Source organism: Blastococcus sp. SYSU D00868 (assembly GCF_054050575.1).
The window spans coordinates 15595-27505 of the sequence record NZ_JBJGZO010000010.1 but is presented as its reverse complement, the minus strand read 5'-3'; the positions used below and the strand labels follow the sequence as shown (position 1 = coordinate 27505).

Sequence of the window (11911 nt, the reverse complement as noted above, 5' to 3'; positions counted from 1 at the left end):
GGCACCCGCGACGGGGCCGGGTCAGGAGGAGAGGGCGCGGGCGGCCTTCTCGACCGCCTGCGCGGCGAGCTCGTCGAACTGCTGCCGCTGGGAGTCGGCCGTCTCGTCGCCCTCGGCCACGTCGGGTCCGTCCACGAGGACGAGCGCGTCGCCGATCCGCACGACCACGACGTCCCGCAGGACCGTGAGCTCCGGGGACAGCTCGAAGCTCTGCACGAGTGCGACGGCCTCGTCGCCCAGCGGTGGTACGTCGCGTTCCTCCGTCCGCACCGTGACCGTGCTGCCGTCGAGCACCTGCTGCTCGAACGACCGGCACTCCCTCGCCTGCGACGCGAAGGTGGCCAGACGCTCCCGCGCCACGTCGGCCGACGCCCACACCGAGACCGACTCGCCGAAGGTCACGACGTCCGGGTCGTCCTCGGCGTAGTAGCTCTGCGCCTCGCCCAGCCGCGCCGGGTCCTCCCCGGCCGAGATGACCCCGGCCTGCGGGCAGCCAGGAGAGCCCCGCTCCTCCAGCGGCACGGGCCCGAGGTCGGTCCAGCCCGCGCCCAGGTCGTCGGTCGTGAGCAGGGCCGCCTCCACCTCCGGCGGCGAGCCGGGGAGGGCATCGGGGACGGCGGATCCGGCCGGCATGCCGGTGGGATCGGCCGCGGACGGGGACGCCGGCGCGGCCGGGACCGGGTCGGTCGGCGGGTCGTTCCCGCAGCCGCCCAGCGCGATCGCCACGCCCAACGCCGCGAGCCCGGTGCCTCGCCGGGTGGCACCTCGCCCGGGCTCGCGCATGGACCCTCCTCCGTGACGAGGCAGCGAGTGTGCGCCACGGCGGGGCATCCGGGCCAGGGGGCGGGCGGCAGGTGGCGCGGGGGGATCAGCCGGGGACCGGCCCCGGCGGGACGATCGCGCCGTCGTCGGTGCGGACCAGCCGGCCGGACTCCAGCACCTGCGCCAGAGCGGCCTCGAGCAGCGGGGTCAGCGACGGCGTCCGGCGGCGGTAGCCGAACACCTCGGCGGTGCGCGGCAGGAGCCCCTCGGCGGTGGTGCCGCCGGCCGGGCACAGCGCCACCATCGCGTTGCCGACCTCCTCGGGCGCCACGTGCTCCAGCGGGCGGTCGCCGCTGGTCGCCTGGCGGCGGAAGCCGGTCCAGCCGGCGCGGTCCACGCCCGCCGGCCAGACGAAGTCGCCGGCCAGCAGGTCGGCCGGCAGCAGCGCCAGCAGCGCGTCGCGGCGGGCCTCGGTCACCCGGGTCAGCCCGTAGGCGGCGGCCGCGAGCCGGGTCAGCCGGTCGCGGTGCACCGGCCCCTCGGCCCGGACGCCGGCCAGCAGCAGCCGGCGGACGGCGCGGGCGGTCCTCGCGTCGGCCAGCTGGTCCAGGACCTTGCGCTCGCCGGCGGGCTTGGGCGCCCACGGGGTGAAGCGCTGCTCGCCGGCGGGAGCCGGAGCGGCCGCGCGGCGGGCGGCGGGACGGCGGGCCGGCACGGGCTCCGCGGCGGCCACGGGCTCCGGCGCGGCGGCCTCCGGCTCGGCGGGCTCCGGCTCGGCGGGCTCCGGCTCGGCGGGCTCCGGCTCGGCGGTCACGGGCGCCGGGAGCGCCTCCACCACCGACAGCTCGGCGCGCGGCGCCGCGGCGGGCACGTGCACCGGCGCCACCGCGGCGGCCGGGGCCGACCGCACGGCGGCCAGCGGGGGAGCGGGCGACAGCGGGGCCGGCCCCGCGGGGGCGGGCGCCGGGCCGTCGTCCACCACCGCGAGGACCGGCCGCACCCGCGGCACCGGCGCGACCACCGGCTCGGCCGCGGGAGGGGTTCCGTCCGCGGGAGCGGGCGAGGGCGCCGGCGCGGGGGCGGCCGTCGGGGCTGCGGCGGACACGGCCGCCACCAGGCGGTCGAGGACGGCGTCGCGGTCGCGCAGCCACGAGGGCAGCCACACCCGCTCCACGGCGGGCCAGCCGAGCATCCCCGACAGCACCTCGACCGGCAGGCCGTCGCGGTCGCCGACCGTGCGCCGCCGCGCCCAGGCCGGCCCGTCCAGCAGCACGGCCATCACCGGGCGGTCGGGGGCGTCGGCCGCGCCGACCGACAGGTCGACCCGGAACTCCGACAGCCCGACGTCGGTGCGCACCCCGAGCCCGCGGCCGCGCAGCGCCTCGGCGATCTCCTCGCGGTGCCGGTCCAGGGTGGTGAGCGGGCGGGCCTCGCGCGGCAGGGCGTCGGGGCCGTGCGCGGCCAGGTCCAGGTACGCCCGCAGGTGCTTCACGCCCACCGAGGCCGTCTGCTCGGCGCGCAGCTGCGCCGGGTCGAACGAGGTGAAGACGACGACCTGCCGCCGCGCGCGGGTGACCGCCACGTTGAGCCGCCGCTCGCCGCCCACCCGGTTGAGCGGGCCGAAGTTCAGCGGCAGCACGCCGCGGTCGTTGACGCTGAACGCGGTCGAGAAGAAGACGACGTCGCGCTCGTCGCCCTGGACGTTCTCCAGGTTCTTGACGAACAGGCCCTCGCCGTCGGTGCGGTCCAGCGCCTCGACCAGGCGGTCGTCGTCGGCGTCGCGCAGCAGCCCCTCGATGTAGGAGCGCTGCTGGGCGTTGAAGGTGACCACGCCGATCGAGGGCAGCCGGTCCGGGGAGGCGTCGAACCGCCGGCGGATCTCGGCGACGACGGCCTTGGCCTCCATCGGGTTGGTCCGCAGCAGCCGGCCGGCGCCGGAGCGGTGGAAGGTGCCGTTGACCCGCACCAGCGAGATGCCGCGCCCGTCGGGCTCGGCCGACGGCCGCCCGTGGGTCGGCGCGGGGAACGACGACAGCCGGTTGTCGTAGTAGCTGGCGTTGCTGAAGGCGATGAGCGACTCGTCCTGGCTGCGGTAGTGCCAGGACAGCCACTGCCGCGGCACCCGCGCCTGCACGCACTCGGAGAGGATCGACTCCTCGTCCTCGACGGTGCTGCCGAGCAGGTCGGCCGGGTCGTCCTCGCCGCCGGTGACCGGCTCGGCGAACGAGGTGGGCGGCATCTGCCGGCTGTCGCCGACGACGACCGCGGCGCGGGCCCGGCCGAGGGCGCCGACCGCGTCGGCCACCCGGATCTGCGAGGCCTCGTCGAAGACCACCAGGTCGAACAGCCCCGCGCGGGCGGGGAAGAAGCGGGCCACCGAGTCCGGGCTGACCAGTACGCACGGCATGACCGCGGTGACCAGGTCGGCGTACTGCTCGAGCAGCCCGCGTACGCCCAGCCCCCGCCGGGAGCGGGCCAGCTCGCGCTGCAGCCCGCCGACGCGGCCGTCGCCGGTGTGCGCGTCGAAGGGGCGGGCGGCCAGCAGCGCCGCGGGCAGGGCGGCGGTGAGGTGGCGGCGGACCGCGCGGGAGGCGGCGGCGAACCGGCCGATCGCCTTCTCGTGCACCTCGGCGTCGAAGGCGTCCAGGCCGGAGGCGTCGCGCCGCTCGGCCACCGAGGCCCGCGCGACGCCGAGCTCGAAGGCCCGCAGCGCGTCGTCGGCGGGGAGCTCGCCCCGGACCAGCGCCGTCCGGGCGTCGGTGAGCCCGGCGGCGCGCAGCGGCTCGAGGGTGTCCAGCAGCGACACCCACCGGCGCAGCGACATCAGGCCGGTGTGCTCGACGCCGCGCTCGGGGCGGGTCATCGTCCAGCGGAACACCAGGCCGTCGTCGGCGCACCAGGCGGCCAGCCGCCGCGCGTCGCTGCCGCACACGGCGAGCAGCGCGGTCAGCGCGTCGCGCAGCCGGCCCACCGCCGCGGCGGCGGCCGGGTCCGGCCCGGGCCCGGCGACGACGTAGCGGCGCAGCTGCACGGCGAACTCGCTGGCGCTGTCGGCCAGCGCGCCGGAGCGGCGCAGCCAGGCGACCTGCCCCTCGAGCAGGTCCGGTTCGAGGATCGGGTTCCAGCCGGCGGGCACCGACAGTCCGGGGATGACGGCGGCGCGGGCGGCGAGCATGCCGGCGGCCTGCTGCAGCCGCCACAGCGCGGCGGTCAGGTCCGGCACGTCGCGCAGCCGCAGCTTGACGCCGGGCCGCAGCACCGGCGCGAGCTTCTCCCGGACCGCGGCCAGGCCGCCGCGGCGGGCCAGCCAGCTCGCCGCCTGCGCGGTCTGGGCCTCGACGTACAGGTCGGCCAGCGGCAGGGCGAGCGCCTCGGGGGTGGCGACGTCCAGCCCGGGGTGGACGCCGGTGGCGAAGGCCGCGACCTCGCCGAGCACCTGGCCGGTCGCCGTCGCCCAGCGCTCGGTCGGCACCTCGTCGAGCACGTCGAGCGTGGTCGCCGGGCCCGCCAGCAGGTGGGCCAGCCCGTCCAGGTCGGCGGGGGTGCGCACCTCGCGCAGCGCGCGGGCCAGGTGCTCCTCGGTGGGCAGCGCGCGGATCGCGGCGTCCACGGCGGCGGCGGTCTGCTGCGCGGCGAGCAGGTCGACCTGCGGGGTGTCGACGAACGCCCACGCGTGCCGGGGGGAGGGGCGGGCGAGGTCGGCGACGTCGGGCAGCAGCGCCAGGGCGTGGCGGACGGCGGTCAGGTCGTCGGCGGCGGCGGCCGCGACCACGGTCGGCGGCACCGGCAGCACCGGGGCGTCGTCGCCGGCGGCCAGGACCGCCGTCCGCGCCGAGTAGTAGGACAGCCCGGCGGCGTTGGGCGCGTGCAGCCGCTCGGCGTAGCGGGCCAGCGTGCGGCGGGCGGCGTGCAGGTCCTCGCGGTCGGTGGCCAGCCCCTGCTCGTCGACGGCGACCGCGTGCTCCAGCGCCGCCTGCACCTGCGCCCGGACCGCGGCGGCCTTGCTGCCCTTGTCGTGCAGGTCGAGCGCGAAGGGGCCCATGCCGACGGCGTCCAGGCGGCGGGCGACCACGTCGAGCGCGGCCCGCTTCTCGGCGACGAACAGCACCCGCTTGCCGTCGGCGACCGCCCGGGTCAGCAGGTTGGTGATGGTCTGTGACTTGCCGGTGCCGGGCGGGCCCTCGAGCACGAACGTGCGGCCGGCCGAGGCCTCGGCGATGGCGCGCAGCTGCGACGCGTCGGCCGGCACCGGGCAGGAGGCGGCGAGCTCGTCGAGGTCCACGCGGCCGGCGGTGTCCGGCGCCGGGTCGGCGAACGGCTCGGTCGGCTCGTGCAGCAGGTGCGCGACCAGCGGGTTCTCGGCGAAGTCCGCCCAGTGGTCGTCGAGGTCCTTCCACAGCCGGTACTTGGCGAACTGCAGGACGGCGAGGTCGGCGGTCGCCTCGACCCGGTGCGGCAGCCCGGCCTCCGCGAGCGCCTCCCGCATGGCGTGCAGGGCGCGGTCCAGCGCGATGCCGGCGCCGTCGCCGTCGGGCTCGGCCAGCCCGGGCACCACCAGGCCGTGCACCTGGCGCAGTTTCTCCAGCAGGCAGTAGTTCGGCGTGCTCGTCCCGGTGTCGTCCAGGGTCAGCCGGTAGCCGCCGCCGCGGGAGGCGGGGGTGAGGACGACGGGCACCAGGACCAGCGGCGAGCGCAGCGGCCGGCCGTCCAGCTCCCACACCAGGCTGCCCAGCGCCAGGTACAGGTTGTTGGCGCCGGTCTCCTCGCGGACCGTCTTGGCCTTGTAGGCCAGCCCGCGCAGCCGCGGGAGGTAGCCGCCCTCGGTGACGTCGGCGTGCACCGAGCGCCGCTCGGTGAGCGTCTCGGTCAGCAGCTCCTCGGGCAGGTCGCGCGCGGTGGCGGCGCCGCGCTCCCGCTGCACGGCGGCCAGCCGGTCCGCCGGGAGCAGCGTGACGGCGGTGCCGGCGGCCAGCAGGTCCTCGAGCGCGGCCAGCGACGCCCCCGGCACGGTCAGCGGCAGCCCGGACCGCTCGGTGTAGTTGATCAGCCGGTTGCGCAGCGACAGGTCGAGCAGGCTGTTCTTCCACTGCTGCACCCGCGCGGGCGCCTCGGGGCGGCCGTGCCGGCTGAGCTGGGGGAGGGCCGGCCGCTCGACCGGCCGGGCGGCGACGCTGTGCGTGGCGGGCCGGTACTCGACCAGTTGGACCGTGCCGTCCGGGCCGCGGGTGCGCGCCGGCAGCGGCACGATCCCGTCCCGGCGGGCGCGGTGGACGTCGGTCACGCCGAGCACCCGGTCCAGGCTCGTGCCGCCCGCCGCGCCGGCCAGCCAGGCGGAGTAGGCGGCGCGGTGCAGCTCGTCGGGGTCCGGGGTGGGGGCGTCGCCGGCGCGGCTGGTGAGCAGCGTCGTCTCGACCAGCCGGACGTAGCCCAGGTCGACCAGGTTGACCAGCGGCGCGACGTCGGTGGTGGCCGCGCACTCGGCGCCGCGTTCCTCGCGCCAGTAGCCGAGGAACGCGTGACCGTCGGCGATCCACAGCAGCGGCCGGATGCCGGCCTGCTCCAGTGCGGCGGCCAGCACGACCACGGTGTCCAGGCAGGTGCCGACGCGGCCGTCGAGCACGTCGCCGGGGGTGCGCACCTTCTGCCCGACGTCGGCCCAGCTGGCCGCCGGCTCGCTGTACCGGATCCCGCGCGCGGCCATGGCGGTGGTGAGCGCGGCGACGATCTCGTCGACCCGCTCCGGGCCGGACTGGTAGCCCTGCACCGACGGGTCGCCGGTGCGCTCGGCGAGCAGCGCGCTCGCCTCGTCGACCAGGGCGCCGGTCGCCGGGTGGTTGGGCAGCACGTGCGCGGCGAGCATCTCCAGCGCCAGCGGCACCGGGGTGGCCAGCCACTGGTTGGCCGCGAGCACCTGCACGGGGGCGGCGGTGCCGGCGACGTCCTCGCCGTCCACCAGCACGTCGATCTCGATCGAGCCGGGCCGCTGCTCGTCGATCTGCAGCATCGCCGCCGGGTCCATGACCAGGCCGACGTCGCCGAGCACCGTCGTCCGGCCGGCGTCGAGGTCGACCAGCCGCTCCACCGCGCCGCCGATCGGGCCCTCGGAGTCGCGCACCGCCAGCCGCACCGTGGCCGCGGACGCCGCGCCGCCGTGGTTGGTGAGCGCCAGCCGCGACACCACCGGCACCCGGTTGTGCGCCAGCGCGTACGACAGCACGGGGCTGGTCGTCGCCGAGATCGCCACGGCGGGCCGCGCGTTGCCGGGGGCGGCAGGCGCCGGGCGGACCGGAGTGGTGCTCATGGCGTCCTGTCTACCGGTCCGGACGGACCGGTCCGGTCAGGCCCGGCCCGCGTCTGGGACTGGTGTGACGGACGGGGAGGATCGTTGCGCGGGACGGCGGTGCGGCACCCGCGCCCGGGCCGGGACGGCCGTACGTTCGCACCGATGCCGAGCAGCCCGCCGGACCCCGACCCGGCCCCCCTCGCGGACGTCGACACCGAGCGGATGGCCGTGTCATCGCGGCACCGGGCGCCGCGCGCGCCGTGGTGGCAGGGGTGGCCGGCCGCCGCCGTCGCCGTCCTCCTGGCGGCCGTCGCCGGGCTCGCCGTCCTCGTCCCGCCGGGCGTGGACGAGCCGCCGGCGGCGGCGGTGCGGCTGCCGGCCGAGGTCTCCGAGGAGCCCCGCCCGACGCCGTCGCCGCGCGCCTGGCGCACGCCCCCGTCCGCCGCGCCGGCGACGGGCACGACGCCGGCTCCCGAGCCGGTGGGCGCGCCGGCGTCGTCGGCGGCGGTCGTGCCGGCGCCTCCTCCGGCGCCCGCGGCGCCGTCGGCGGATCCCGCGCCGGCGGCTCCGGACCCGGCGGACGGGTGCGCCGGCCGGGCCAACGGCAACAGCGGCCGCGGCAACAGCGGCAACGGGCAGGGCAACGGGGGCGCCCGCTGCCCCTGACCCGGCCGGCGTCGGAACGGCGCGTGTCGGGCGGGTGACGTCCTGGTCTCGGGGCGCGTCGGCGCGGTGCGCGGGGGCGCGGGTCTGCCACCGTGCGGGCACCCGGATCCGAGGGAGGCCCCGATGCCCTGCCCGTCCTGCACCCCGCGCGGCCGCTGCGCCGCCTGCGCCCGGACCGCCGCGACCGCCATCGTGCGGGTGCGCTCCAGCTGGACCCGCACCGCGCGGGGCGCCGCCCCGCGCTGACCCGGCGTCCGGCCGTGCCAGGGTGGGCGGATGCCGAGACGGAGCGCGGGCGTGCTGCTGCACCGGCGGGGCCCGGCCGGGCTCCAGGTGCTGCTGGGCCACATGGGCGGGCCGCTGTGGGCGCGCAGGGACGCCGGCGCCTGGTCGATCCCCAAGGGCGAGTACGCGGAGGGGGAGGACGCCGAGGTGGCGGCGCGCCGCGAGTTCGCCGAGGAGCTCGGCAGCCCGGTGCCGGCCGACGAGCTGCGGCCGCTGGGCGAGCTGCGCGCCTCGGGCAAGGTGCTGTCGGTGTGGACGGCGGAGGGCGACCTCGACGCGGCCACCTGCCGGAGCAACGCGTTCCCGCTCGAGTGGCCGCCGCGGTCGGGCCGGGTGCAGCAGTTCCCGGAGATCGACCGGGCCGCCTGGTTCGGCCTCGCCGAGGCGCGGGAGAAGCTCGTGAAGGGGCAGGTGCCCTACCTGGACCGGCTCGCGGCGCTGGTCGGGGAGCCGGTCGACGGCGCCCGCTGACCGCCGGGCCCGGGAACGCGCGGAGCGCCGGAGGGCCTGCGTCGAGCAGGTCCTCCGGCGCTCCGGTGCGGCGGGGTCACGCGACCCCGCCGTGCGTCGTCAGAGCGAGGCGCCGACCGAGGCGACCGCGCTGATGAAGATGATCGCCGGGATGAGGGCGATGATGCCCAGCACCAGGCCGGCGATGGCCAGGCCGGTCGGCGCGCCCTTCTTCTTGCCCGTCGAGATGCCGACGCCGCCCATGATGACGCCCAGCAGGGCGAGCACGATGCCCAGCGCCGGGACCCAGCAGAACAGCAGGCCGAGCAGGCCGGTCACGAAGCCGGCGGTGCCCAGGCCGTTGCTCGGGGCGTTCTGGACGTAGACGGCCGGCTGCGCGTAGACCGGCTGCTGCTGCTGCGGGTACATCTGCTGCTCGGCGCCGTAGGGCTGCGGAGTGGCGTTCGAGAACTGCTCAGTGGTCACGAGGTCCCCCGTGGCTCATGGTCGGCACCTCCGACCTCGGTACAGAGCGTGAGGGTTCGTGTGCGCTCCGACAAGGAGGCGGAACCGAGTCTGACCCTTTTCGGGTACCGACCGTCTCGTACGGACGCAGCCGTCCCACGAGTCGCACGCCCCACGGCGGTGCCGGCCGGCCCGCCGCCGCCCCCGCGTGACGGTTGGCTGACGAGTCGTCCCACCCGCCCCACCCGGAACGGCGCCGCGGGCCGGGCGTGGCAACGTCTGCCACCCCCGAGTCCCGTCGGACTCCCGGAGCGAGGAGAACCCGTGCCCTGCCCCACCTGCGGCACCCACGACCAGCGTGGCCGCTTCTGCGTCTCCTGCGGCACCGAGCTGCTGGCCCTGACGCAGCCGGTGCTGCGGATCGAGACCCGCCGCAAGCCGCCGGTCCCGCCGGCGGTGCCCGCGCGCTGAGCGCCCCGCCCGCTGGGATCAGGTGACCTGATCGTGCGGTGTCCTCCCTCGCGGTGTGCGGTGAGGGAGGACGCGCTGCGGTGAAGGAGGACGCGCTGCGGTGAGGACGCGGCGAGGGACGACGACCGCGGCCGCCCCGACACCTGGCGCACGCCCGCGGCCCGCCCGCCGAGCGGCCCGGCCGCGCCGCACGACGTGCGGCGCGGCCGGGTCCGGGGTCAGGGAACCGGCGCGAGCTCCGGCTCCCGGGGTGCCGGGACGGGGTCGCCGTCCCCCTCGCGGATGCCGTAGCGGGCGTGGAACCGGCGCAGCGGCGTCGGGGCCCACCAGTTGGCCCGCCCGAGCAGCCGCATCGTGGCCGGGACCAGCAGCAGCCGGACGACGGTCGCGTCCAGGACGACGGCGATGGCCATCGCGACGCCGATCATCTTGATGAAGGTGATCCCCGACAGCGAGAACGCCCCGATGACGACGACCAGCAGCAGTGCGGCGCTGGTGATCACCCCGCCGGTGCGCTGCAGGCCGGTGGCCACGGCGGCCGCGTTGTCGCCGGTGCGGTCGTACTCCTCGCGGATCCGCGACATCAGGAAGACCTCGTAGTCCATCGACAGCCCGAAGACGATGGCCAGCACGAGGATCGGCTGGGTGGCCTCCACGAAGCCGGTCGGGGTGAAGTCCAGGACCCCCGAGAGGTTGCCCTCCTGGAAGATCCAGACCAGCGCGCCGAACGAGGCGCCCAAGGACAGGACGTTCACCAGCACCGCCTTGAGCGGCAGGACCAGCGAGCCGAAGGCCAGGAACAGCAGCACGAACGTCGTCGCGACGACGAGCAGCGCCATCCACGGCAGCAGCGACCCGAGGCTGTCCAGCAGGTCGGTCATCACGGCGCTCTCGCCGCCGACGAGCACCGCGCCGCCGTCCGGGGCCGGCACGTCGCGGACGGCGCCGACCAGGTCGCGGGCCGCGGGGCCGGCCGGGTCGCCGTCGTAGCCGACCGCCACCCGCGCCGTCGTCCCCTCCGCGCCGGTCACGGCCACGCCGTCCACGCCCGGGACGGCGGCGACGTCGGCGAGGTAGCCGTCCAGCGCAGCGCGCCCGGCGGGGGAGTCGACCGGGTCGGCGAGCGTGACGACCGCGTCGATCGGCGCGGCCGGCGGGGCGGGGAAGTCCCGCTCGATGGTCTCGGAGACGACGCGGCTCTCGGTCCCGGCGGGCAGCGCCCGGGCGTCGATCGCGCCCCACTGGACCCGCAGGAACGGCAGGGCCAGCGCGACCAGGAGCGCGACGACGGCGACGGAGACCAGCAGCGGCCGGCGCATGACGCCGCGCGCGACGCGGGCCCAGCCGCCCTCGCGCGCCGGGTCGGCGACGGCGGCGCGCCGGCCAGGGCGCAGCCGGCGGAGGAACGGCCGGACCGACAGCGCGTCGACCCGGTGCCCGAGCATCCCCAGCAGCGCCGGCAGCAGCGTGAGCGCGGCGAGGACCGCGACGAGGACGGCGGCGATCCCGCCGAAGCCCATGGAGCGCAGGAACACCTGCGGGAAGACGAGCAGCCCGGCCAGGGAGAGCGCCACGGTGATCCCCGAGACGGCGACGGTGCGCCCGGCGGTGGCCATGGTGGCGGCCAGCGCGTCCTCCACGGTCGCCCGCCGGCGGACCTCCTCGCGGAACCGGCCGACGACGAACAGGCCGTAGTCGATGGCCAGGCCCAGGCCCAGGATCGTGACCACGTTGACCGCGAACACCGAGACGTCGGTGAACCCGCTGATGACGCGGAGCGCGAGGAAGGCGCCGAGGATCGCCGTGCCGCCGATGGCCAGCGGGAGGCTCGCCGCCGCGAGGCTGCCGAAGACGACGACCAGCAGCACCGCGAGCACCGGCATGGAGATCGTCTCGGCCCGCGCGATGTCGGCGCTGACCCGCTCGGAGATGTCGGCGTTCACCACCGCCGCCCCGCCCAGCTGCGTCTGCAGCCCCGGGGGTGCGGCGGCCTCGAGCGCCTCGTCGACGGCGGCCACCGCGTCGGCGTCGTCCGCCCCGCCGGCGAGGGTGAGCACGGCGAAGGTCTCCCGCCGGTCGTCGCTGACCAGCGCTTCGCCGCCGCCGTCCCAGTAGGTGGTGGTGCGGGCGAGCAGGTCCTGCGGGAGGGCGGCGAGCGACTCCTCGACGGCCGCCCGGTAGGCGGGGTCGTCGACCGTGGCGGAGTCGGCGGAGTACAGGACGACGACGTCGGCGGCGTCCCGGCCGAGCTCCTGCTCGGCGAGCGCCGCGGCGCGGGAGCTCTCACTGTCGGGGTCCTCGAAGCCGGCGCCGGTCAGCCGGCCGAACACGCCGGTGCCCCAGATTCCGGCGACCACCAGGAAGAGCACGGCGAGGGCGACGACGGCTCGGCGCCGCCGGTACACCACTCGACCGAGGGTCTCGAACACGGGTCCTCCTCGGGAGGCGGCTAGACTGAGTGAACGGCGTTAGCTAACGCCGATAACTGTGCATACACCGTTCACTGTCGTCAAGCGGTCCGTCGGGAGG

Annotated in this window: 7 protein-coding genes; 3 read left to right on the top strand and 4 right to left on the bottom strand. The window is 77.4% G+C overall.

The window, feature by feature from the left end:
- Positions 1-21: 21 nt before the first annotated feature.
- Together ACI79F_RS11010 and ACI79F_RS11005 are read right to left on the bottom strand one after the other, a co-directional pair.
- On the bottom strand, positions 22-783 hold the full coding sequence (locus ACI79F_RS11010; protein ID WP_456546899.1) for a hypothetical protein: 762 nt from the start codon (positions 781-783) through the stop codon (positions 22-24).
- A gap of 85 nt (positions 784-868) precedes the next feature.
- Positions 869-7063, bottom strand: coding sequence for a DUF4011 domain-containing protein (locus tag ACI79F_RS11005; protein WP_456546898.1), 6195 nt, complete (start codon positions 7061-7063; stop codon positions 869-871).
- A gap of 144 nt (positions 7064-7207) precedes the next feature.
- Here ACI79F_RS11005 and ACI79F_RS11000 point away from each other — a divergent pair, with 144 nt between their 5' ends.
- Both ACI79F_RS11000 and ACI79F_RS10995 read left to right on the top strand, forming a co-directional pair.
- Positions 7208-7711 carry a hypothetical protein gene (locus tag ACI79F_RS11000; protein ID WP_456546897.1) on the top strand — a complete coding sequence of 168 codons (504 nt, stop codon included), beginning with the start codon at positions 7208-7210 and terminating at the stop codon, positions 7709-7711.
- Between the two features lie 276 nt (positions 7712-7987).
- Complete coding sequence (locus ACI79F_RS10995) at positions 7988-8467, top strand: NUDIX domain-containing protein (protein ID WP_456546896.1); 480 nt, start codon at positions 7988-7990, stop codon at positions 8465-8467.
- A 99-nt stretch (positions 8468-8566) separates the two neighbouring features.
- Here ACI79F_RS10995 and ACI79F_RS10990 read toward each other — a convergent pair whose 3' ends face one another.
- Entirely contained in the window at positions 8567-8932 is a 366-nt protein-coding gene (locus ACI79F_RS10990) for a hypothetical protein (RefSeq protein WP_456546895.1), read from the bottom strand.
- A 303-nt stretch (positions 8933-9235) separates the two neighbouring features.
- On the opposite strand from ACI79F_RS10990, the gene ACI79F_RS10985 reads away from it, so the two are divergent.
- A complete protein-coding gene (locus ACI79F_RS10985; protein WP_456546894.1) occupies positions 9236-9382 on the top strand; it encodes a hypothetical protein in 147 nt (48 codons plus the stop codon).
- A gap of 218 nt (positions 9383-9600) precedes the next feature.
- On the opposite strand, the gene ACI79F_RS10980 is transcribed toward ACI79F_RS10985, so the two are convergent.
- The gene (locus tag ACI79F_RS10980) at positions 9601-11811 is read right to left on the bottom strand and encodes an MMPL family transporter (RefSeq protein ID WP_456547001.1); all 2211 of its coding nucleotides are present in this window, start codon (positions 11809-11811) and stop codon (positions 9601-9603) included.
- Positions 11812-11911 lie beyond the last annotated feature (100 nt).

Excerpts from the sequence above, each read along its gene's own strand:
- ACI79F_RS11010 (WP_456546899.1), bottom strand. The coding sequence starts at position 783 with ATGCGCGAGCCCGGGCGAGGTGCCACCCGGCGAGGCACCGGGCTCGCG.
- ACI79F_RS11005 (WP_456546898.1), bottom strand. The coding sequence starts at position 7,063 with ATGAGCACCACTCCGGTCCGCCCGGCGCCTGCCGCCCCCGGCAACGCG.
- ACI79F_RS11000 (WP_456546897.1), top strand. The coding sequence starts at position 7,208 with ATGCCGAGCAGCCCGCCGGACCCCGACCCGGCCCCCCTCGCGGACGTC.
- ACI79F_RS10995 (WP_456546896.1), top strand. The coding sequence starts at position 7,988 with ATGCCGAGACGGAGCGCGGGCGTGCTGCTGCACCGGCGGGGCCCGGCC.